Raw genomic sequence first — 22,400 nt, 5'->3', positions numbered from 1 at the left:
AGAACGTGTTCTAGCTACTGTGTAATCGGGGTCACACCGAACCGGTCACTTGTTCAGATCGGTGGGGCCGGGGGCCGGCACACGACAGGAGGGGGGCGACATGGCGAGAGTTCTCGACGCGCCGCTCAAGGGAGTCGGCGAGTTCGTCGCGTTGAGTCTCGACACATTCGTCTCGTTCCCGTCGATCGTGCGCCAGGGCCGCGAGTTCGTCGAACAGTCGTGGTTTATCGCCCGGGTCTCCATGCTGGCCACCGTCTTGGTGGCGATCCCGTTCACCGTCCTGGTGAGCTTCACCCTGAACATCCTGCTGCGGGAGATCGGCGCGGCCGACCTCTCCGGTGCGGGAGCGGCGCTCGGTGCGGTCACCCAGGTCGGCCCCATGGTCACGGTCCTCATCGTCGCCGGCGCCGGCGCCACGGCGATCTGTGCCGACCTCGGCGCGCGGACCATCCGCGAGGAGATCGACGCAATGGAGGTCCTCGGCATCGATCCGGTCAAGCGGCTGGTCGTCCCCAGGGTGGCCGCCTCGACCTTCGTCGCCCTGCTGCTCAACGGGCTCGTGTGCACGATCGGCATCCTCGGCGGGTTCCTCTTCTCTGTACTGCTCCAGGGGGTCAACCCCGGGGCGTTCGTCAACGGCATCACGCTGCTGACCGGGTTCGGAGAGCTCGTGCTGGCCCAGATCAAGGCCGGGATGTTCGGGATGCTCGCCGGCCTGGTGGCCTGCTACAAGGGTCTCTACGTCCGTGGCGGGCCGAAGGATGTCGGAAACGCGGTCAACGAGACCGTCGTCTACGCCTTCATGGCGCTGTTCGTCGTCAACACCGTGCTCACCGCGGTCGGCGTGAAGGTCCTGGGGGCGTGAGTTGACCATCATCGAGACCGCCCGTTTCCCGCGGTTGTCACGGGCCCGGAACCTCACCGTCGGTCGCTTCGACGACTTCGGCGCCGTCGCACTGTTCTTCTGGCGCGCTCTCGTGGCGACGCCGCGGGCACTCACCCAGTACCCCAAGGAGACGCTCCGGCTCATCGCCGAGATCGCGATGGGTGCGGGTGCCCTGGCGATGATCGGCGGCACCGTCGTGATCGTCGGCTTCCTCACCCTCGCCACCGGCGGCGTGATCGCCGTCCAGGGCTTCTCGTCGCTGACCGACGTGGGCGTCGAGGCCCTCACCGGCTTCTTCGCCGCGTTCATCAACGTCCGCATCGCCGCACCGGTGATCGCCGGGATCGGACTGGCCGCCACCATCGGCGCCGGCGCGACGGCCCAGCTCGGGGCGATGCGGGTGTCCGAGGAGATCGACGCCCTGGAGGTCATGGCGATCGACTCGATCACCTACCTGGTGTCCACCCGGATCGTCGCCGGGATGATCGCCGTCGTGCCGCTGTACTCTCTCGCGGTCATCGCCTCGTTCCTGGCGAGCCGGTTCGCGACGGTCCAGATCTACGGTCAGTCCGGCGGCGTGTACGACCACTACTTCTCGACGTTCCTCATCCCCACGGACATCCTGTGGTCCTTCGTGCAGGCCATCGCCATGGCCATCACGATCATGCTCATCCACACCTATTACGGCTACAACGCCGCCGGTGGCCCGGCCGGTGTCGGTTCGGCCGTGGGCAACGCCGTCCGCACCTCGCTCATCGCCGTGGTGACCGTCACCCTTCTCGTCTCCCTCGCGATCTACGGCGGAGACGGCAACTTCAACCTGTCGGGATAGGAGGCGGTCGTGGCGAGAACCCTGAATCAGAGCGACACGGTGCCCCAGCGCGTCGCGGCGGTGATCCTGACGCTGTTCGTGGTGGTGGTGGTGGCGCTCTCCCTACTGATGTTCGCGCGCGCCTTCGACGCCCGGGTGCCGCTCACCGTCCGCAGCGACCGTGCGGGACTGGTCATGGAGGCTGACGCCAAGGTGCGCTCCCGCGGGGTCGAGATCGGCAACGTCAGAGAGATCCGGCAGGAGTTCGACGGTGCGACGATCGACATAGAGGTGGATCCCGCAGCGCTGGAGGCCATCCCGGCCAACTCCCAGGTGAGGATCGGTTCCAACACCATCTTCGGGGCCAAGTCCGTCGACTTCGAACCGCCGGTCGGGGCGCCCGAGGGGCAGCTCGCCAGGGGGGCCGTCGTCGAGACCGCCAACGTCACCGCCGAGGTCAACTCGCTCTTCCAGGACCTGACCGACCTGTTGGTCGCCATCGAACCGGAGAAGCTCAACGCGACCCTCGGGGCCGTCTCCGGTGCGGTCGACGACCGTGGCGAGCAGTTGGGCCGCACGATCACCGATCTCAACGCCTACCTGCAGGAGATCAACCCCCAGATCGACACCCTGCAGCGCGACCTGGCCAAGGGGTCCCGGGTCGTCAACCTCTACGCCGACGTGACCCCGGAGATCATGCGCCTGCTCGACTCGGGGACGGACGTCGGCACGAATATCGTCAACAACCAGGAGCGCTTCGAGCAGACGCTCGTCGCCGCGATCGGCACCGGTGAGACCGGCAAGCGACTGATGGCGGAGAACGGCAACGAGTTGGTCAAGCTGCTCGCTGACCTGCGCGCGTCGACGAGCCTGCTGGCCGAGTACTCGCCGATGCTCACCTGCCTCATCGTGGGCCTGAACGAGAACGTCGAGGACGCCGAGGCGGCCTTCGGTGGAAAGGATCAGCCGGGGCTTGTGTTCAAGGCCGGGTTCCAGCAGGGTGCGCGGGCGTACGAGTACCCCAAGGACCTGCCCAAGGTCAACGCCAGTACGGGTCCGAACTGCTACGGCCTCCCGTTCCCCGATCCGACCGTGCACGCCCCGTTCGTCGTGACCGACACGGGCTCCAATCCCGTGGAAGGGATGCCCGACGTGTTCACCTCTCGCCCCGCCCCGCTGTTCGGGCCGCTGCGACCGATGGAGCCCGGCAGGCCCGCGCCCCCGACGCTGCTGCAGGTCATGCTGGGCATGGACGGGGAGACCCCGTGACCGCCGGTCGTAAGGCCGCCAAGCAGGCGCGCGCCACCTTCATCAAGCTGTCGGTCTTCACGGTCGTCATGCTGCTCGTCCTCACCGGACTCGTGGTGGTGTTCAGCGACTACCGCTCGGGCGACTTCGAGGACTACAACGCGCACTTCACCGACGTCTCGGGGCTGGAGTCCGGGGACCGGGTCCGTATCGCCGGCGTCGAGGTGGGGCGGGTCCGGTCGATCGGCCTGGCGGACGGCAACACCGCAGATGTCGAGTTCACCGTGGCCGGTAACCAGATCGTTCACCGGAGCACCGAGGCGGTGGTCCGCTACGAGAACCTCACCGGGGACCGCTACCTCGAACTCAAGCGTGGCACCGGCGACCAGTCGCCGCTCGAACCGGGTGGAACGCTGCCGATCTCCCAGACCTCGCCGGCGTTGGACCTGGACGCTCTCCTCGGTGGGTTCCGCCCGCTGTTCAAGGCGCTCGACCCGGGTCAGGTCAACCAGCTGTCAGAGTCCATCGTCAAGGTGTTCCAGGGTGAGGCGGGCACCGTCCAGGACCTGCTGGCCTCCACCTCGTCCCTCACCACGGCGCTCGCCGATCGGGACGAGCTCATCGGGGATGTCATCACCAACCTCAACGGCGTCCTCACCACGGTCGGGGACAACTACGACAACGTGGACTCGATCATCGTCAACCTGCAGCAACTCATCTCCGGGTTGTCGGCGAACTCCCAGCCGATCGGCCAGTCCGTCTCCCGACTCAACGACGCGAGTGCCAACATGACCACCCTGCTGTCGGACGTCCGGCCCGCCCTGAAGGAGGACGTGGCGCAGATCGACCGCATCGCGACCCTCTTCAACGACGACGAGGCCTTTGTCGAGAACTCGATCCAGCGGCTCCCGGGCGACTTCGAGAAGATGGGCCGGTTGGGCGTCTACGGCAGCTTCTTCCAGTTCTACCTCTGCGGGGTGATCGTCCGGCTCACCAACCCGGTCACCGGCCGGGACGTCTTCCTGCCGCAATACGAGCAGACGACGGGAAGGTGTTCGTTCCCCGATGAGTGACAAGAAGGACGGCGCGCCGCTGAAGGCGCCCAAGGGACAGCTCCGGTTCCGCGACCGCGACCCCCGGACGATCGGCATCTGGGGGGCTCTGGGCGCCGTCGTGCTCATGGGTGTCTCGCTCAACTACGACCGGATCCCGTACGTCAACGGGTTGCGGAACGCGACCGCCTACGTCGCCGACGCCGCCGGGCTCAACACCGGGGACAGCGTCCAGGTGGCGGGGATGAAGGTCGGCTCGGTTCGCAGGATCGCCCTCGACGGCGACAGGGTTAGGGTGGACTTCGCCATCGACACCGGTGTCGCGCTGGGGTCCGACACGTCGGCCCAGATCAAGACCGACTCGATCCTCGGCCGTCGCGCTCTCGCCGTCTACTCCGATGGTCGTGGGGAACTCGAGGACGCCACCGTGCCACTCGAACGCACCTCGGTGCCGTACTCGCTCACGGCCGCCCTCGGCGACCTGACCGACACCGTCGAGGCCATGGACACCGACTCGGTGGACGAGGCCCTGACGGTGATCTCGGAGACGATGGAGCAGTCCTCGCCCGAGGTCCGGGGTGCGATAGACGGGATCACCCGGTTGTCCCAGTCCCTGAACAAGCGGGACGAGGGCGTCCGTGAGCTGCTCGACAGGGCCGCCGGGACCACCGACATCCTCGGCCGGCGCAGCGACCAGCTCAACCAGCTCATGGTGGACGGCAACACGTTGTTCACCGAGCTCGATCTGCGGCGCAGGGCGCTCAGTGAGTTGGTCGCCAACATCGACGAGCTCGCCCGTCAGCTCTCCGGGGTCGTCCAGGACAACGAGGCCCAGTTGGGGCCGGCACTGGACAAGCTGGAGAGGGTGTCGGACATGCTCATCCGTAACCGGGAGTCGTTGGACCTGGGACTGCGACGGATCGTTCCCTTCTCGACCGCGCTCAGCGAGGCGGTCGCCTCCGGACCGTGGTTCAACGCGTACGTCTCCAACCTGTCTCTGGGCCAGTATCAGCAGACCATCCTGCGCGACGTCATGCCGCTCATCGACGACCGCGTCCAGCCCGAACCCGGGTTGGTGCGCGAGCCGACCATGCCGGGTGTCCCCGGCCTGACGATCATGGACGAGTTCCCCGGTTGGGGCGAGAACAGGTTGCCCCGATGAGTCGACTACTTTCCTCCACCCTCGCCAAGGTCGTCGCGCTGCTCGTCGTGGTGATGCTCGTCGTGGCCGCGGTGTGGTTCTTCACGTCGCGATCGAAGATCATCAGCGCCTACTTCGAGTCGACCCGGGGCGTCTACGTCGATGACACGGTCCGGGTTCTCGGGGTGCGCGTCGGAACCATCACGGACATCACCACGGAGGGCGGGTTGTCCAAGGTCACGATGAAGGTCGACGAGGACGTGCCCGTCCCGGCAGACGCCAACGCGCTGCTCGTGGCCCAGTCGCTCGTCGCCGAACGCTTCGTCCAGCTCACCCCCGCGTTCACGGGCGGGGAGGCGATGGAGGACGGTGGGTCGATCCCGGTCGAGCGGACCGCGGTGCCGGTCGAGTGGGACGCCATGAAGGAACAGCTCATGAAGCTCTCGTCGGCCCTCGGGCCGACCGGCGACGAGGAGACCGGAGCGCTCGGTGAGTTCGTCGAGTCCGCCGACGCGATGCTCGACGGCAACGGTGCGGAGGTGCGAGACGCCCTCAACGAGCTCTCGCAGACCATGGCGCTGCTCTCCGACGGCCGCGAGAACCTCTTCACCACTCTCAAGAACCTCCAGCTCTTCGTCACCGCGCTCTCGCGGAGTGAGGAGCAGATCGTCTCCTTCGGCGGCAGGCTCGCCAGCGTCACCCAGGTCCTCGGCGACCAGACCGACGACATCGACGCCGCGCTCAGGGATCTCGACCTGGCGGTGATCGACATCGACCGCTTCCTGGAGAACCACGGGACACGGGTGACGACTGCCGTGGACAAGCTGGGGCAGGCCACCGAGGTGGTCCGCGACCGCCGCGCCGACCTGGAGGGTGTGTTGCACGTGGGTCCCACGGCGATGTCGAACTTCTACAACATCTACCGCCCGTACCAGGGCGTCCTCACCGGTGTCCTGGCCATGAACCAGATGGCCAACCCGACCAACTTCATCTGCGGTGCCATCGCGGGTCTGGCCAACAACACGGCCGAATCCGACGCGCAACTGTGTGCGCAGTACATGGGGCCGCTGTTCAACTCGCTCACCTCCAACTACCCGTACGGAGCGGTCACCCCGCCGATCACCCCGACCGCGGAGAGGGACCAGATCTGGAACTCCCAGAGGCCCGGTACCCAGACCGCGCCCGGTGTGCAGCCCGTGTCCGCCCGCCCGGACCCGTTGATCAACGTGGTCAACCGCGGCGACAACCTCACTGACACGCTCATCGCGACGGGAGGTGCGTGATGACCCGCGATCGTTCCCGGAACAGACGTCTGCTCGCGGCCGGCGCGCTCGGTGGTGCCGTGCTGCTCGCCGGTGCGGGGTGCACCTGGGAGGGGCTCAACTCGCTCCCGCTCCCGGGCGCCCAGGGCAACGGTGAGGGCGCCTACGAGGTGACCATCGAGATGCCCAACGTCACGACCATCACCCGCAACTCGCCGGTACGCGTCAACGACGTCAACGTCGGTTCCATCACCGGCATGAGGGTCGAGGACTACACGGCGATCGTCACGGTCTCGCTCAACGAGGACGTCCGGCTCCCGGCCAACGCGCATGCCAAGATCGGGCAGACCAGCCTCCTCGGGTCGCAACACCTCGAGATCTTCCCGCCCCCGGACGGAGAACCCGAGGGTTCGCTCTCCGACGGGGACGTCATCCCGTTGGCCCGCGCCGGTGTGTACCCGACCACCGAGCAGACGCTGTCGGCACTGTCGGTGGTCCTCACCAACGGCGGATTGGCCCAGTTCGAGACCATCTCCCGCGAGCTCAACACCGCGTTGGACGGTCGCCAGTTCGAGGCCAAGGAGGTCATCTCACAGCTGGAGACCACCGTCAGCGGTCTCGACCAGCAGCGGGCCGACATCATCGCGGCGATGGACGGTCTGGACCGGCTCTCCCGGCAGATCAACGAGCAGAACGACACCCTGGCCAAGGCGCTGGGTCAGATGCCGGAGGCGTTGTCACTCGTCAACGCCCAGAAGCAGGAACTCACCACCGCGCTGGTCTCCCTGGGCGACTTCGGCAACAAGGCCAACCAGCTCATCGACGCCGGTGGTGGAAGCAACCTCGTGGCCAACCTGCAGGACATCACCCCTGTCCTCGAGGGGTTGGCGAACAGCGGCCGAAATCTCACCCGCGTCATGCAGATCCTCATCACCTTCCCGTTCCCCCAGGCCGGCATCGACAACTTCCTCCGGGGCGACTACGCGAACCTGTACATCGATGCGGACATGACGAATGACCGTCTGGCGGAGACGTTCCTGCTGGGAACGGAGTTCGGAAACCGGATGGCCGGTCTCGAGGGGTACGTCGGTCTGGCGCCGAACCCGCTGGCGAGCGCGGACCCGTATTCGCTCGACGTCCCGCAGCCCCCGGCGCCCGAACAGCTGGACCAACCGGCTGGGGGCCTCGCCGCCCCGGACTCCGCCGGCGACCCCGCGCCCCCGGCCGAGGAGGCCCCCCGATGACCAGGTTCGTTAAACTCCAGCTGACGGTCTTCGCCGTCGTCACGGTCCTCGCCCTGGCCGTCATGTCGGTCGTGTACCTCAAACTGCCCACGTCGCTCGGGTGGAACCGGACGGACGTCGCACTCGAGATGCCGGATACCGGTGGTCTGTACCAGAACGCCAACGTCACCTACCTCGGGACGGTCATCGGCCGTGTCGACTCGGTGACCCTCAAGCCCGGGCACGTCGTCGCGGAGATGCACTTCGAGTCGAATGCGGACGTTCCCGCGAACGTGCGTGCTCAGATCCGCAGCGTCTCGGCGATCGGTGAGCAGTACGTGGAGTTCGTGCCCGAGGGGGAGCCGGCCGGTCGACTGGAGGACGGCGCGGTGTTCGGGACGGACCGTGTCGACATGCCCCAGGGCATCGGACCGGTCCTGGACCAGGCGACGGTGCTGATGGCGTCGATCGACGACGCGAAGATGCGCCGCGTGATCTCCGAGGCGTTCGACGCGTTCAACGGGTCGGAGCGGGACCTGCGACAGTTCCTCGACTCCGCACAGTTGCTGCTGGACGAGGCCCGGGACAACTCCGGGGTCACCCGCCAGCTCATCGAGGACGCCGAGCCGGTCCTGGATTCCCAGCTGCGCTCGTCGGACTCGATCCGGGCCTGGACCCGCAACCTCGCCGACGTCACCGATCAACTCCGGACCAACGAACCGCAGCTCACCTCCCTCGTGCAGCGCGGGCCGGACTCGCTCGGACGGGCGACCAGAGTCCTCAACGACCTGCAACCGACCATGCCGGTCCTGGTCGCCAACCTGGTGAGCGTCGGCGAGGTCGGGGTGGTCTACAACCGGTCGATCGAGCAGTTGCTCGTGATCTACCCGGCCCTGGTGTCCTCGCTGATCACGGCCATCAACGGGGCGAAGGACGACGGGGAGATCAAGGTGGACTTCAACCTCCAGATCAACGAGACCCCGCCGTGTACGACGGGATTCCTGCCGGCGGACCAGCGGCGGTCGCCCGCCGACCTCTCCGTCCCGCCGCTGATCAACGGCATCTACTGCAAAGTCCCCCAGGACTCCCAGTTGACCGTCCGCGGAGCGCGCAACCTGCCGTGTATGGAGTTCCCGGGCCGCCGCGCGGCCTCGCCCGAGGAGTGCAGGTCGAACAACTACACGCCCGAGGGGCACAACCCCCCCGACACCAGTGAGGTCGGCCCGCCCGGGAACAACCCCAACGGGTACAACGTGGTGCCGTCGTCGACGACGGGAGAGCGGGAGATCCGCACCTCGGCGGCGATGTACGACCCGGCGACGGGCGAGTATCTCGGGGCCGACGGCAAGACGTATCGTCAGTTGAACCTCGGCACGGCCGCCCGCCTGCCGGCTGACGCCAGCCTCACCGACGTCATGACGAACGGAGTGACCTAGCCAGTGTCATCGCAGCCCTCGAACGATCGGGAACAGCCCGACCGCGCGGGGCGGGGCGGCCTCATGCCGCTGGCCGTCATCGCCGCCCTGTCCCTCCTCGCCGCACTCGTCACCGGAGGACTCTGGCTGTCCGAGCAGGGGAAGGCGGCGTCGGTCCGCGCCGACCGCGCCTCCGCCACCGAGCTCGACCAGGCCTACCGTGACTTCGCCACGGAGGTTCTGACCCATCTGATGACGATCCGCCAGGAGACGCTCTCCGAGGACGTCGACCGCATAGTGGGCATGATCGAGGGTGACTTCTCGGAGCAGTTCGCTCCGCGTCGTGACTCGTACGAGGAGGTCGTCCAGACCACGGAGGTCGTGGCGGACGGTGTCGTCTCCGCGGCCGCGGTCGAGAGGTCCTACCCCGACCACGCGGACGTGATCATGGCGATCGACCAGACGATCGGCAACCCCAGGTCTCAGGAGGACCAGGATCGCCAGTACCGGGTGCGCGTCACCGTCAACCGGCACGACGACGGCGAGATGAAGGTCTCGGGGGTGAACTTCATCCCATGAGCACCGACGACACCACACCCGACGACACCACACCCGACGCGAGCAGGCCCGACGTCCGCGCCGCCCGTCGTGCGCAACGCGAGGCCGAACGGGCTGCGCGGGCGCAGCGCAAGGCCGACGCGGCACGTGAACGCGCCATGGAGGCGGCCCGGGCGGGCGGCCTCTTCGAGGGGATGGCGGCCATGCCCCGCGGCGAGGCCACGGCCCCCGGGCCCGCGCCGACCCGGTCCCGCGACGCCCAGGCTATGTCGCCCTCCCCGTCGGGTACCACCCCGACCACCGGCGCGGGGAAGACCGCTCCTCACCGGGCCGCCCCGACGGAACCCATGGACCCGGCCCGGCGGCGCCGACTGATGTCGGTCCTGGCCGTGGCCTCGGTCATCCTGCTCGTGTTCTCCGGGATCGCCGTCTGGCGTTATCTCGAGGCCAGGGACGCCACGGCCGTCGAACAGCAGGTGGCCTCGGCCCCCACGCAGGCCACCGACGCGGCGCGCGAGATCGTCACGCAGATGTTCACCTACGATCACCGGACGGTCGACGCCGAACTCGCGGCGGTGCGCGAGCGTCTCACCGAGCCGGCACTGACCGAGTTCGTCGATCAGTCCATGCCGACAGTGGCCTCGGCGGCCAAACAGCAGGAGGCCAGCGTCTACGCGACCGTGGCCGCCGCCGCGCCGCAGGAGGTCGTGGACGCGGACAACGTGACGGTGCTGGTGATGCTCAACCGGATGGTCTCGACCAAGGAGGCGCCCGAGGCGGCCAGCTCGGCCTCGAGGCTCAGTATCCAGATGGTCCGGGTGGACGGGGAGTGGAAGCTGGGCGAACTCAACGCTCTGTGACGGGGGGCTCGGACGTCGCGTCGAGGGTCTCGAAGAACCGGCGTGCCCACGCGTGTACGTCGTTGCCCAGCACCTGTCGGCGCAGCGCCCGCATGCGTCGACGCCGGTCGTCCTTCGGTTCGGTGACGGCCGCCATGATGGCGTCCTTGACCCCCTCCAGGTCATGCGGATTGCACAGGTACGACTGACGGAGTTCGGCGGCGGCGCCGGCGAACTCGCTCAGCACCAGCGCGCCCTCGCCGTCGGTGCAGGAGGCCACGTACTCCTTGGCCACGAGGTTCATGCCGTCCCGCACGGGGGTGACAAGCATGACGTCCGCGGCCACGTAGAAGGCCGTGAGCTCGGACTTGGGGACGGGGCGGTGGATGTAGGTCACCACGGGGTGCCCGATCTCGCCGAAACTGCCGTTGATCCGGCCCACGGACTCCTCGATCCGCGAGCGCATGATCTGGTACTGCTCGACCCTCTCGCGGCTCGGGGTGGCGAGTTGGAGCAGGGTGACGTCGGCGGTCTCGAGCCGTCCCTCCTCGAACAGCTCCTCCAGGGCGCGGAGCCGGACGTCGATCCCCTTGGTGTAGTCGAGGCGGTCGACACCCAGCAGCAGGATCCGGGGAGAGCCGAGTTCGGTGCGCAGGCGTTCCGCGCGGGCGCGGGTGTCGCGGTCGCGGGCGGCCGAGTCGATGGCGGCCGAATCGATCGAGATGGGGAACGCCCCCACCCGGACCCTGCGGTCGTCCACGCGGATCTCGGACGCCCGACCCCGGGTCGAGCGCAGCCGCACAGAGGGGTGGCCGCCGAGTCGGTTGGCGAGGATCCGGAAGTTGTCCGCTCCGCCGGGCAGGTGGAAGCCCACCAGATCGGCCCCGAGCATCCCGTCGATGATCTCCGAGCGCCACGGCAGCTGCATGAACAACTCGACGGGGGGAAACGGGATGTGGAGGAAGAACCCGATGGTCAGGTCGGGTCGCATCTCGCGTAGCAGGCGGGGGACCAGCAGGAGTTGGTAGTCCTGCACCCAGACCGTGGCGTCGGTGGCGGCGGCCGCGGCGGTGGCCTCGGCGAACCGGCGGTTGATCGCGACGTAGGCGTTCCACCACTCTCGGTGGTACTCGGGGGGGACCACCACGTCGTGGAACAGCGGCCACAGCGTGCCGTTGGAGAACCCCTCGTAGTAGAGCTCGACGTCCTCGGCGGACAGCGTGACCGAGTGCAATCGGATGCCGTCGGCGTCGAAGGGCTCGGGGGCGGCGTCCGCCACGCCGGGCCAGCCCACCCAGGCACCGTGGTTGGCCTTGAGGATGGACTCCAGAGCCGTCACGAGTCCGCCGGGGCTGGCCTTCCAGTGTTCCCGGCCGTCCTTGTCACGGACGAGGTCGACGGGTAGCCGATTGGCGACGACGACGAAGTCCGCACCGGCGTCGGGCGGCGTCTGCTCGGTCGCGCGCGTCATCCCCGTCCCCTCCGTGATCGCTGTGATGCGGCTAGTCGACGTCGGCAGGGTCGACCTTCTCGGGGCCGATCCCGAGCATCTCGAGGAGCATCAGGCACTCGTCGGCGTCTGCGGCGTACGAGGCCACGATCCTCTGGGCCTGGTATGCGGTCTCGTCGGCGACGGGCTCGAGGTCGACGTCGAGCTCGGGTTCCTTGCTGGCCGCTGCGGCGGATGCCATGTGTGTCCTCCCGTGGTCGGTATGGGACGGAGGGCCCGTGTGGGCTCAGACGTCCGAGGTCATCTTACGTCACTGGTCGGCGGCGGCGGACCTGCGCAGATTACGCGTGACCCATTCGCCGAACACGATGCCGGCGGCCAGGGCCACCGCGATCGCCAGGGCCTGGAACATCAGTCCCACACCGATACCGGTCTGATCACTGGTGAGGGCCGACAGCCCCCGATAGACGGACAGCCCGGGCAGGAGCGGCGTGATCCCCGCGATGGTCACGATCAGTGGCGGGACGGTCGCGATACGGGCGAGGATGCCGCCGAACAACCCCATCGCACAGGCCGCGAGCGCGGAACCCACGACCACGCCCAACCCGGTCGTCGTGACGACCTGGAAGATGACCATCCCGATCGCTCCGACGGCCGCGGCGAGCCACGTCGCGCGCACGGTCGCGTAACTGGCCACCGCGAAGCCGGCGGCCCCGACCCCCGCCGCGAAGACGGCGAGATACAGAGGCGCGTTGCCGGAGATGGTCGGGTCGATGGGGGGTGGGGACATGCCCAGTCGCGCGAACACCGCCAGGGCGATCGTGATGCCGCCGAGAACCCCGCCGGTGAGGATCATCGTCTCCACGCCGCGGCCGGCCGACGTCACGGGGAAACCGGTGATGGCGTCCTCGATCGCGCCGACGAGCGTGAGGCCCGCGAGTAGCACGATGATTCCCGCGGCGACGAGGGTCGATGGCTGTATGTCCACGAAGTTGTCGCTCAGGAACACGTAGGCCAACAGCGCCCAGGCGGCCGCGATGAACCCCCCGACGATCTGCTGGAAGAACTTCGGGAGGCGGTGGCCGTCCAGATACCGGTTGGCGTACATCAGCGCGAACGTCGACACCATGGACAGGAGTCCGGCCAGCGGGCTGCCGCCCAGCTGGATGACGACCGCGCAACCCAGCATCGCCCACCCCAGGACCGCGACCCGGAACGAGTGGGGGTGCGGGGAGGCGATGATCTGTTCGACCTCCGCCGTGGCCTGCTCGACCGTCAGCTGACGCCGCACGATGAGGTCGATGAGCCGGGCGACACGGGTCACCCGGGTCATGTCGATCGTGCGGTAGTTGACCACCCGGATGACGGAGATGGGTGGGCGGCCACGTCGGCGGTTCACGCCGATGGTCAACGAGGTGAAGGTGACCTCGACGGTGGCGCCCGGCAGACCGAACGCCGCCGCGACCGATTCACCTTGTGCCACGGTGTCCGCCGCGCCCTCTCCGGAGGAGAGGAGGATCCCGGCGATCTCCAGGGCGAGGTTCAACACGTCGGTGACGGCGCCGTCGTCGTCCAGGTCGACCGGTGCCATCGGGGACAGGGGCGGTTCGACCGCCAGGTCCATCGTGGACTTGCGCAGACCCAGCCACGCCAGGGGGCGGGTGAACGGTGCAGGTGCGTCGCGGATCTCCACGTGGACACCGTAGTCAAGACCGCGGCGGTCGAGAGCGCGGCCCGGGATCCGGTTAGGATGTGAGCCGGGCCCCGGCCGAGCCGGAGCCGTGCTGGAGTGGCGCAATTGGTAGCGCACCCGACTTGTAATCGGGCGGTTGCGAGTTCAAGTCTCGTCTCCAGCTCCCACCCGCCGCCCGGCGGAGCCCGGAGCGCGCGCCACACGGGCGTGCGGCCTACGTTCAGTTTTCTCAGGTCACTGGGTAAGATGTGACAGGTGTTCAGCGACGGCGAGGACTCCGGATACGGCGATGTGGGCGGGGACGCCGAGTCCACACGGCGGATCGCCGAGGCGTGGATGCGCGCCGTCACTACATGTGACGAGGGCGCCGCGCTGGCGCTCTCCTCTCCGTCGATCGTGTACACCAACGGCGGCCACCTCCGTCTCTACGAGGGGCACGCCGGAGTGCGCGACATGATCGAGGATGTCGCACGTCTGTCCGGGTTCCTCGACGTGGCCGTCCTCTCGGCGGTGGCGGAAGCGGGGACCGTCGCCCTCCGGCGACTCGAGACCTACACCCTGCCCGAGGGGGGAGTGGATATCCCGGCGCTGGCCTTCGTCGATGTCGAGGACGGACTGGTCACGCGCTGGGAGGACTACAAGGACCTACGCACCCTGAACGCGATCGCGGAGTAGACGGTGAACGGGAGTGGTCCGATGGACCGGGAGGAGCATCTCGTCGACGCCGCCGTGGTGGTCAGGGCACTCGTCGAGGCCAGGTTCCATGGGGATGTGCCCGCGACGACCGCTCTGTGCGCGCCCGACATCGTGTTGCGGATCGAGGGGTCCCACGAGGTGCGCGGCCGGGAGGGAGTGGCGCACCTGATGGAGTTCAACAGAGAGGTCGCCACCAACGTCCGTGTCGAGATCCACCGGGTCATGGCCTCGGGTGACACCGTCGCGATGAGCCGGACGATGTTCCTCACCATCAGCGGGCAGGCCGTCGAGCTCAGCGCGGGCGCGTTCTTCACGCTGCGCGACGGCCTGGTGCGGGAATGGAGCGACTATCTGGACATGAGCGAGGTGGCGCGCGCGCTCGGTCACTGAGCCGGTCAGTCCCCGGGCACGAACTCCGCGTGACCGAGCTCGCGCAGGGCGCGCCGGATCGTCGTCGCCGCCGCGTCCGACTCCTCCGCCGGGGCGTCGGGGTCCGCCCGGGACAGGTCGAAGCCGGACATGTCGTCGGCGGGGAAGACGTGGATATGGGTGTGCGGAACCTCGAACCCCGCGATGAGGTAACCGGCCCGCGACGCCCCGAAACCCTCGACCACGGCCTTGCCGACAGCCTGGGCGACCTCGTTGAGCCGCGTGAACAGTCGTGGCTCCAGATCTGTCCAGCGGTCGATCTCCTCTCGCGGGACGATGAGGGTGTGGCCGGCCGCGACGGGCGCGATCGTGAGGAACGCGACCACCTCGGGGTCCTCCCAGACGAACCTTCCCGGGAGCTCGCCGGAGATGATCTTGCTGAATACGGTCGACATGCTCTCAGCCTACGTTTCCCGGGCGGCCGGTTGCCGCGGTTGTGCGGTGACTCGTGGTGTAATGAGGGGTACGCCACCCGGACAACGAGCGGCGATCGGTCCGTAGAGGATGGCGGAGGGACGGCAGATGATCGAGGTATCGGCACCGACGGCAGACGACACCGTGAAGAAGAAGTCCTACCATCACGGTGACCTGCGGAACGCGATCATCAACGAGGCCACCTCGCGTGCGCGGTCCTCGGGGGAGAAGGCGATCGTGCTGCGGGAGATCGCGCCGGTCATCGGGGTGTCGGCCACCGCCGCCTACCGGCACTTCACCAACCGGCAGCAGCTGGTCGAGGAGGTCTCGGCCCGCGGGTTCGCCGCGATGGGTGAGCGCGCGAACCTGCCGGGAGTCGCCGGCGCGGAGGCGGACCCGGGGCTCGCGGCCTACGTGGACCTCCGGAACACGGGGATCGCGATCGTGGAGTTCACGGTCGCGGAGCCCGCCTGGGCGCGGATGATGGTCGAGACGCTCGGGGCGTCGCCGACGGTCGCGTTCGCGGCGTCGGACGTCGTCGAGATCATGCAGCGGATCGTCGACCGCGGGATCGAGGCGGGGGTCTTCCGTCCGGGGACGAGGATCAGGGACCAGCGCGTCCTGTGGGCGGGGATCGACGGCCTCTGTTCGCACGCGATGTTCGGACTCGAGCCGATGGGGACCCCTGAGGCGGACCACGCGACGGCGCGCACGCTCGATCTCTGTATGACGGACATGCTCACCGCGGAGGGGCTTCGGGTCCGCGATGAGGCCACGTTGCCGGACGGGATCGCGACCGACCTGCCGAACTGAGGTCCACCCGTCGTCGCCCGCACCGGCCGTGCCGGGTCACGTCGCCCGGGGGGCGCGACTACTGTGGTCGCTGTGCGAATTCTCGTGATCGGTTCCGGTGCCCGTGAGCACGCCCTCCTCGTCGCCCTCGCCGCGGATCCCGCGGTGACGGAGCTCCACGCCGCGCCGGGCAATCCCGGCATGGTGCAGGCCACGTGTCACGACACGGCGGTGACGGATCCGTCGGCGGTCACCGCGCTGGCCCGCCGACTCGAGGTGGACCTGGTCGTCATCGGACCGGAGGTGCCGCTGGTGGCGGGGGTGGCCGATGCCCTCCGCGCGGCCGGGATCCCGGTGTTCGGCCCCTCGGCCGAGGCCGCCCGGATCGAGGGTTCCAAGGCCTTCGCCAAGGACGTCATGGCCGCGGCGGGGGTCCGTACGGCGCGCGCCGAGGTCGTCGACTCACCCGCCGACCTGGACGGGGCGCTCGACCGGTTCGGCCCGACCTGGGTGGTCAAGGATGACGGCCTCGCGGCGGGCAAGGGGGTCGTGGTCACGCCCGACCGCGCCGCCGCGCACGCCCATGCGCTCGCCTGCCTCGACGACGGGCACCCGGTTCTGCTCGAGTCCTTCCTCGACGGCCCCGAGGTGTCGCTGTTCTGCCTCGTGGACGGCGAGACGGTGGTCCCGCTCCTCCCCGCTCAGGATCACAAGCGTGTCGGGGAGGGGGATCGCGGACCCAACACCGGCGGGATGGGTGCCTACACCCCCCTCCCGTGGCTGCCGCAGGGGATGGTCGACCGCATCGTCTCCGAGGTGTGCGAGCCGGTCGCCCGGGAGATGGTCGCGCGGGGGTGCGGCTTCTCCGGTCTCCTGTACGCGGGGCTGGCGATCACCACGTCGGGGCCCGAGGTCGTGGAGTTCAACTGCCGTTTCGGTGATCCCGAGACACAGGCGGTCCTGGCTCTGTTGGAGTCGCCGCTCGGCCGGGCCCTGCACGCGGTGGCCACAGGCCGTCTCGCGGAGCTCCCGCCGCTGGTGTGGCGCGACGGCGCCGCCGTGACCGTCGTGCTGGCCGCGGAGAACTACCCGTCCGCGCCACGCCGGGGGGACGTCATCGAGGGCGCCGAGCAGCCGGGGGTCTTCCACGCCGGGACGGCCCGCGACGCGGACGGGCGACTGGTCTCGGCCGGGGGGAGGGTTCTGTCGGTCGTCGGTACCGGTCCCGATCTCGCTGCCGCGCGCGCGGAGGCCTACCGGATCCTCGACGGGGTCGAGCTGGGCGGCGGACACTTCCGTCGCGACATCGGTCTGGCGGCCGAGGAGGGGCGCATCGGCATCCCGGGTTGACGGCGGATCCGCCGGCCTCAACGAGAGTAAAGGGCCATCCGCGGCGCCTGCGCCACCAGCCAGGGGCTGAACGCGAACGGCGTCGCGTCGATGGCCCTGCGCACGTCCTCGGGCCGGGCCCAGTGGTGGGCGCACACCTCGTCCGCCCGCGGGGCCAGCTCGGCGCGGATCCGGGCGGTGAACACCGGACAGATCTCGTTCTCCACGATCCCGGAGTCGTCCACCGCCCGGTACCGGAAGTCCGGCAACGCCGGCTCGATCCCGTCCACGCGCGTCCCGAGTTCCTGCTCCGCCCGTCGCACGATCGCCTCGGCGGGGTCCTCGCCCGGTGCGGGGTGGCCACAGAAGGAGTTGGTCCACACGCCGGGCCAGGCGCGCTTGTCGAGTGCGCGTCGGGTGAGCAGGACGCGGCCCTCCTCGTCGACCACGTGGCACGAGAACGCCAGATGCAGCGGGGTGTCGGTGGTGTGGACCGTGGCCTTGTCCGCGGTGCCGACGGGCTCGCCGTCCTCCGAGAGGAGGACCACGTACTCGGTGCTCGTGGGGGCGGAGGCGTCGGGGAGGGAGGACATGCCGCCAACCTTAGGCGCTTCGGGCCGGACGGGGCTCCGGGGACTCAGACGGCGAGGTCGCGGGCGATCACCAGTCGTTGGATCTGGTTGGTGCCCTCGAAGATCTGGGTGATCTTGGCCTCGCGCATGTACCGCTCCACCGGGAACTCCCGGGTGTAGCCGACGCCGCCGAGTACCTGGACCGCGTCCGTCGTGACCTTCATCGCCGCGTCCGTGGCGGTGAGTTTGGCGATCGAGGCCTGGCGGGAGTAGGGACGGCCGGCGTCCTTGCGCCGGGCGGCGTCGAGATACGTGGCGCGGGCGGAGGTCACGGCCGCGGCCATGTCCGCCAGCAGGAAGCCCAGACCCTGGTGGCCGATGATGGTCTTGCCGAACGCCTCGCGCTCGTTGGCGTAGGCCACGGCGTCGTCGAGTGCCCGCTGCGCGATGCCGGTGGCCACCGCGGCGATCCCGAGTCGGCCCGAGTCCAGGGCGGAGAACGCGATGCGCAGTCCGTCGCCCTCGGCACCCAGGAGACGGTCGGCGTCGATCCGCGCGCCCTCGTATGCGGCGGTGGTGGTGGGGACGCCGTTCAGGCCCATCTTGTCCTCGGGCTTCCCGAACGTCAGGTTCTCGGTGTCGCGGGGGACCAGGAGACACGAGATGCCGCGGGACCCCTCGCCGGTGCGGACGAAGGTGTTGTACACGTCGGCGATCCCACCGTGCGTGATCCAGGACTTGGTACCGGTGACAACGAACTCGTCACCCTCCCGCACGGCGCGGCACCGCAGCGCCCCGGCGTCCGACCCGGCCTGTGGCTCCGAGAGCGAGTACGCACCGATCTGCTCGCCGGCGAGCATCCCGGGAAGCCAGTCGGCCTTCTGCTCGTCGGAACCGGCGGTGGCCAGGGGGAAGCAGGACAGGCCGTGCACACTCGTCGCGACGGCGACAGCCGCCCAGCGTGCACCGAGTTCCTCCAACACCTGGAGGTACACCTCGTACGGCTGGTCGCCGCCGCCGAACTCCTCAGGGTAGGGCAACCCCAGCAGTCCCACCTCGCCGAGTTGCGCGAAGAGCCCCTCGGGATAGGTGTGGTCACGCTCGTGCTCGGCCGCGATCGGCTCGAGGAGCTTGTCCGCGACCGAGCGGGTCATGTCGAGGAGTTCGTACGCCTCGTCGCTGGGGAGCAGTCGGTCGACGGCCATGGGAGTCCTTCCGGATACGTGCGGGAATCGTCGGGTGGTCCCATTAGAGTGCACGGCCCCGGAGCAGTCGTACCAGCCCCGAAAGCGGGGGTGCCCGTCGGTGGGTGGTGTGCGGCGGGCCTCTGCAGCAGTATCTGCAGACATGTCTGCAGATACAGCCGAGACCACGCCGCCCACCGGTACGCCCCTGTCCCCGGACGAGCTCCTGGCGATCTACGACGTCCCCGGAGCGAGTGCGGCGGAGTTCCTGTGCGACCGCCACGACCCCGACGCCGTGGCATTCACCGTGATCGATGCCGACCTGTCCGGTCGCGACATCACCTACGGCGAGCTGAAGGTCGGGAGCGAGAAGGTGGCCGCCGCCCTGGAGTCCCTCGGTGTGGGCGAGGGGGACCGGGTCGCCACGCTCATGGCCAAGTCCGCGGACCTGGTGTTCACCCTCATGGGGATCTGGCGCCTGGGCGCGGTGCACATGCCGCTGTTCACCGCGTTCGCCTGGCCCGCCATCGAGATGCGAATCACCGGCGGGGACGCCCGGGTGATCGTGTCCGACGCCGACCAGCGGGGGAAGCTCGAGACCACGTCGATCCCGGTGGTCGTGGCCGGCCTCGCGGACTGCCCCGGGGCCAGGGAGGGAGACCTCGACCTCGACACGATCGTCGGCGACCAGGAGCCCGGTCGCGAGGCCGCGGTCACCGGCCCGGACGCCGGGATGGTGATGCTCTTCACCTCGGGCACCACCGGCACCCCCAAGGGAGTCGTCGTCCCCGTCCGCGCGCTCGCCGCGTTCCACCAGTACATCGAGACCGGTCTGGACGTGCGCGCCGACGACGTGTTCTGGAACGGCGCCGATCCGGGCTGGGCGTACGGCCTCTACTACGGCATCCTCGGTCCTCTGGCCGTGGGCCGGCGCAGCCTGCTGCTCCACGCCCGATACAGCCCGGAGCTGGCGTTCGCGGTCCTGCAGTACTACGGGGTCACCAACTTCGCGGCCGCGCCGACGGTCTACCGGACCATGCGCGCCAAGCGCGACATCGCGCCGGACGTGAGGCTCCGCAGGGCCTCCGCCGCCGGTGAGCCGCTCACCCCCGAGGTGATCGAGTGGTCGATCGAGCAGTTCGGTGTCGAGGTCCGGGACCAGTACGGCCAGACCGAGCACGGGATGTTCATCATCAACCCCTGGCACGACTCGCTGCGTGAGGACGTCCGTCCCGGGTCCATGGGAGTGCCGCTTCCCGGGTGGGGGTGCACCGTGCTCGCGGCCGACTCCGACGAGACCGCGCCGGTCGGGGAACTCGGCCGCGTCGCGATCGACGTCCCCGCCAGCCCGCTCATGTGGTTCACGGGGTACCACGATGCGCCCGAGAAGACTGCCGAGCGGTTCAGCTCGGACGGCCGCTGGTACTACACGGGCGACGCGGCCAAACTCGATGCCGACGGGCATTTCTACTTCTCGAGCCGCGACGACGACGTGATCATCATGTCCGGCTACCGGATCGGCCCGTTCGACGTGGAGTCCGTCCTGGCCAAGCACCCGGACGTGCTGGAGTCGGCGATCATCGGTGTCCCCGACGAACTGGCCGGTGAGGTGCTCGAGGCGTACGTCGTGCTGCGCGACGGTGTCGAGGGTGACGACGACAAGGCGGAGGAACTGCAGAAGTGGGTCAAGACGGAGTTCGCGGCCCACGCGTTCCCCCGGAAGGTCCACTTCGCCCGTGAGCTGCCCAAGACGCCGTCGGGCAAGATCCAGCGCTTCCTGCTGCGAAAGGAGCGTGGGGCGAAGTAGGACCGGGGCGATCGCTCGAAGCGGAAGTTAAGTACGGTGACATAAAGACGGTTCACGGGTCTATGCTCGGTCGATGAAAATCCCGCGCGGAGCCCGCGCCCTCGGCGCTGCAGCGCTGGCCATCGTCATCCCCCTCGTGTCGGCCACCGCGGCGGTGCCCGCGGCCGCGAACCCTGTGATCTCCTCGATCGCCCCGGACCCGTCGGTCCAGAGGGGAGCGGACGGGGCGTTCCACGTCTACGCGTCCTCGGACGACTGGTCTGACGGCGCCGGGTACCGGCTCGTGCCGCACTTCCGATCCTTCGACCTCGTCGAGTGGGAGTATGTGGGGGACGCCTTCGGATCCCGCCCCGCGTGGGCACCGCCGGGCTCGTTCCTCTGGGCACCGGACGTCCACGTCACGGACGCCGGAGCCGTCATGTACTACACGACCGGCGGACCGTCCCCCTGTATCGGGATGGCCACCGCGCCGGGGATCGAGGGCCCGTGGACCCACGGGGTCGCACCGATCGTCTGCTTCGGGGCCGCAGAGCCCTACCAGGATCTGGACCCGATGGACCCTGAGGTGGTGTTCACGGCCGACGGCCCGGTCATGTTCATGGGCAACTTCGAGGGGATCCACGCGGTGCGGATGGATCCCGCGGGCACCGCTCTCGTCGGCGACCCCGTCCTGGTGGCCGGCACGGGCGTCGAGGCTCCGGCCGTCGTCAGCCGCGAGGGCAGGACGCACTTGTTCACCAGTGCAGGACTGTGTTGCGACGGTGAGCAGTCGCAGTACCGCGTCCTGGGGGGTCGGGCCGACGACGTGATGGGCCCGTATGCCGATCGGCAGCAGCGCCCGTTGGTGCAGGGGCCGGGTTCCCCGCTGCCCGGGGACGTGGTCCTCAAGGGTGACGCCGACTGGGTGGGACCGGGTCACGTCGACGTGACCACCGACGATGCCGGGCAGGACTGGATGCTCTACCACGCCGCCCCTCGTGGCAGCGCCGTGCTCCCCAACGGGGTGCAACGGCGATACATGATGCTCGACCGCCTGGACTGGGTCGGCGGGTGGCCGGTGGTCGGGGACGGTACCCCGTCCTCGACCCGGTCCGCCGATCCCGTCGTCATCCTCCCGGTACGGCTCACGGCGGTCGGTGGAGCGGTGCTGCGTCCGGACCGGGACGGACAGGTGCTCGACGCTTCGGTCCGGATGGAGTCGACGGGGTCCGCCTACTCCGGCGACCTGCGCGCCGCACTCACCGGACCCGACAAGCGCCGGCTCGAGCTGCCCGTGCTCGTCGACGGGCAGCCACGGCCGTCCGTCCCCCAGACCGTGGGCGCGGGTGCGACCGTGACCCGAACTCTGACCTTCCGCCCTGCGGCCCCACTCTCCCCGGGGCGGTACGAGCTCGTCGTGTCCGTGGGCGACGCCGGCGTGCCGGCTCGCGAGCTGGCCGTGTTCGGCCTCGAGGTGGCCCCCGACGGGTCGCTCTCGATGGGCTCGGGGGCGCTCGGTTCGGCGCCGCTGGGATCGCTCGGGGGCTGATCGGGTGACCCGCGCCGGGATCGCGTTTACGGTGAGTGCACGACATCCCGGGGGGCCGCTCCGGGATGCGT

22 protein-coding genes and 1 tRNA gene are annotated in these 22,400 nt (G+C 69.2%); 17 read left to right on the top strand and 6 right to left on the bottom strand.

Annotated elements, in window-relative coordinates:
• The first annotated feature begins 100 nt into the window (after positions 1-100).
• The 10 genes from ABIE38_RS17025 to ABIE38_RS16980 are packed head-to-tail and all read left to right on the top strand — an operon-like array spanning position 101 to position 10,456.
• A complete protein-coding gene (locus ABIE38_RS17025; protein ID WP_182609475.1) occupies positions 101-865 on the top strand; it encodes an MlaE family ABC transporter permease in 765 nt (254 codons plus the stop codon).
• A gap of 1 nt (position 866) precedes the next feature.
• A complete protein-coding gene (locus tag ABIE38_RS17020; protein WP_502914801.1) occupies positions 867-1,718 on the top strand; it encodes an MlaE family ABC transporter permease in 852 nt (283 codons plus the stop codon).
• 9 nt (positions 1,719-1,727) lie between these two features.
• Positions 1,728-2,966 carry an MCE family protein gene (locus ABIE38_RS17015; RefSeq protein ID WP_354058302.1) on the top strand — a complete coding sequence of 413 codons (1,239 nt, stop codon included), beginning with the start codon at positions 1,728-1,730 and terminating at the stop codon, positions 2,964-2,966.
• A complete protein-coding gene (locus ABIE38_RS17010; RefSeq protein WP_354058300.1) occupies positions 2,963-4,018 on the top strand; it encodes an MCE family protein in 1,056 nt (351 codons plus the stop codon). Before ABIE38_RS17015 ends, ABIE38_RS17010 begins: the two co-directional genes overlap by 4 nt.
• On the top strand, positions 4,011-5,159 hold the full coding sequence (locus ABIE38_RS17005; protein ID WP_354058298.1) for an MCE family protein: 1,149 nt from the start codon (positions 4,011-4,013) through the stop codon (positions 5,157-5,159). Before ABIE38_RS17010 ends, ABIE38_RS17005 begins: the two co-directional genes overlap by 8 nt.
• Positions 5,156-6,421 (top strand): MCE family protein, encoded by a 1,266-nt coding sequence (locus ABIE38_RS17000; protein WP_354058296.1) that lies wholly within the window; start codon positions 5,156-5,158, stop codon positions 6,419-6,421. Before ABIE38_RS17005 ends, ABIE38_RS17000 begins: the two co-directional genes overlap by 4 nt.
• Positions 6,421-7,644 (top strand): MCE family protein, encoded by a 1,224-nt coding sequence (locus ABIE38_RS16995; RefSeq protein WP_354058294.1) that lies wholly within the window; start codon positions 6,421-6,423, stop codon positions 7,642-7,644. The genes ABIE38_RS17000 and ABIE38_RS16995 overlap by 1 nt, the downstream gene beginning before the upstream one ends.
• Positions 7,641-9,059: an MCE family protein gene (locus ABIE38_RS16990; protein ID WP_354058292.1), complete on the top strand. Its 1,419-nt coding sequence runs from the start codon at positions 7,641-7,643 to the stop codon at positions 9,057-9,059. The genes ABIE38_RS16995 and ABIE38_RS16990 overlap by 4 nt, the downstream gene beginning before the upstream one ends.
• A 3-nt stretch (positions 9,060-9,062) precedes the next feature.
• Positions 9,063-9,617 carry an Rv1363c family protein gene (locus ABIE38_RS16985; protein WP_354058290.1) on the top strand — a complete coding sequence of 185 codons (555 nt, stop codon included), beginning with the start codon at positions 9,063-9,065 and terminating at the stop codon, positions 9,615-9,617.
• Entirely contained in the window at positions 9,614-10,456 is an 843-nt protein-coding gene (locus ABIE38_RS16980) for a hypothetical protein (protein WP_354058288.1), read from the top strand. The genes ABIE38_RS16985 and ABIE38_RS16980 overlap by 4 nt, the downstream gene beginning before the upstream one ends.
• On the opposite strand, the gene ABIE38_RS16975 is transcribed toward ABIE38_RS16980, so the two are convergent.
• The 3 genes from ABIE38_RS16975 to ABIE38_RS16965 all read right to left on the bottom strand — a co-directional run bounded on the left by ABIE38_RS16975 (position 10,443) and on the right by ABIE38_RS16965 (position 13,578).
• Complete coding sequence (locus ABIE38_RS16975; RefSeq protein ID WP_354058286.1) at positions 10,443-11,906, bottom strand: alpha,alpha-trehalose-phosphate synthase (UDP-forming); 1,464 nt, start codon at positions 11,904-11,906, stop codon at positions 10,443-10,445. The two genes, ABIE38_RS16980 and ABIE38_RS16975, sit on opposite strands and share 14 nt — an antisense overlap.
• Before the next feature lie 31 nt (positions 11,907-11,937).
• Complete coding sequence (locus ABIE38_RS16970; RefSeq protein ID WP_107748799.1) at positions 11,938-12,126, bottom strand: hypothetical protein; 189 nt, start codon at positions 12,124-12,126, stop codon at positions 11,938-11,940.
• 69 nt (positions 12,127-12,195) lie between these two features.
• Positions 12,196-13,578 (bottom strand): threonine/serine exporter family protein, encoded by a 1,383-nt coding sequence (locus tag ABIE38_RS16965; protein ID WP_107748800.1) that lies wholly within the window; start codon positions 13,576-13,578, stop codon positions 12,196-12,198.
• 90 nt (positions 13,579-13,668) lie between these two features.
• On the opposite strand from ABIE38_RS16965, the gene ABIE38_RS16960 reads away from it, so the two are divergent.
• The 3 genes from ABIE38_RS16960 to ABIE38_RS16950 all read left to right on the top strand — a co-directional run bounded on the left by ABIE38_RS16960 (position 13,669) and on the right by ABIE38_RS16950 (position 14,664).
• Positions 13,669-13,741, top strand: a tRNA-Thr gene (locus ABIE38_RS16960).
• A 92-nt stretch (positions 13,742-13,833) separates the two neighbouring features.
• Positions 13,834-14,253: a nuclear transport factor 2 family protein gene (locus ABIE38_RS16955; RefSeq protein WP_354058284.1), complete on the top strand. Its 420-nt coding sequence runs from the start codon at positions 13,834-13,836 to the stop codon at positions 14,251-14,253.
• 3 nt (positions 14,254-14,256) lie between these two features.
• The gene (locus tag ABIE38_RS16950) at positions 14,257-14,664 is read left to right on the top strand and encodes a nuclear transport factor 2 family protein (RefSeq protein WP_354058282.1); all 408 of its coding nucleotides are present in this window, start codon (positions 14,257-14,259) and stop codon (positions 14,662-14,664) included.
• Between the two features lie 5 nt (positions 14,665-14,669).
• Here ABIE38_RS16950 and ABIE38_RS16945 read toward each other — a convergent pair whose 3' ends face one another.
• Positions 14,670-15,098, bottom strand: a complete 429-nt coding sequence (locus tag ABIE38_RS16945) for an HIT family protein (protein WP_354058280.1) — start codon at positions 15,096-15,098, stop codon at positions 14,670-14,672.
• Between the two features lie 127 nt (positions 15,099-15,225).
• On the opposite strand from ABIE38_RS16945, the gene ABIE38_RS16940 reads away from it, so the two are divergent.
• Entirely contained in the window at positions 15,226-15,930 is a 705-nt protein-coding gene (locus ABIE38_RS16940) for a TetR/AcrR family transcriptional regulator (protein ID WP_354058278.1), read from the top strand.
• A 72-nt stretch (positions 15,931-16,002) separates the two neighbouring features.
• Positions 16,003-17,259 (top strand): phosphoribosylamine--glycine ligase, encoded by a 1,257-nt coding sequence (purD, locus tag ABIE38_RS16935; protein WP_354058276.1) that lies wholly within the window; start codon positions 16,003-16,005, stop codon positions 17,257-17,259.
• Positions 17,260-17,276: 17 nt separating this feature from the next.
• Here purD and idi read toward each other — a convergent pair whose 3' ends face one another.
• Together idi and ABIE38_RS16925 are read right to left on the bottom strand one after the other, a co-directional pair.
• A complete protein-coding gene (gene idi, locus ABIE38_RS16930) occupies positions 17,277-17,831 on the bottom strand; it encodes an isopentenyl-diphosphate Delta-isomerase (protein WP_354058274.1) in 555 nt (184 codons plus the stop codon).
• Positions 17,832-17,875: 44 nt separating this feature from the next.
• On the bottom strand, positions 17,876-19,015 hold the full coding sequence (locus tag ABIE38_RS16925) for an acyl-CoA dehydrogenase family protein (RefSeq protein WP_354058272.1): 1,140 nt from the start codon (positions 19,013-19,015) through the stop codon (positions 17,876-17,878).
• 142 nt (positions 19,016-19,157) lie between these two features.
• On the opposite strand from ABIE38_RS16925, the gene ABIE38_RS16920 reads away from it, so the two are divergent.
• Positions 19,158-20,801: an AMP-binding protein gene (locus ABIE38_RS16920; RefSeq protein ID WP_354058270.1), complete on the top strand. Its 1,644-nt coding sequence runs from the start codon at positions 19,158-19,160 to the stop codon at positions 20,799-20,801.
• Positions 20,802-20,874: 73 nt separating this feature from the next.
• Positions 20,875-22,329 carry a family 43 glycosylhydrolase gene (locus ABIE38_RS16915; RefSeq protein WP_354058268.1) on the top strand — a complete coding sequence of 485 codons (1,455 nt, stop codon included), beginning with the start codon at positions 20,875-20,877 and terminating at the stop codon, positions 22,327-22,329.
• Positions 22,330-22,400: the final 71 nt, after the last annotated feature.

Origin of the sequence: Dietzia sp. 2505 (assembly GCF_040546785.1) — a bacterium.
GTDB lineage: Bacteria > Actinomycetota > Actinomycetes > Mycobacteriales > Mycobacteriaceae > Dietzia.
Note: the sequence above shows the minus strand (reverse complement) of the source record. Positions and strands in the feature narration are given on the sequence as shown.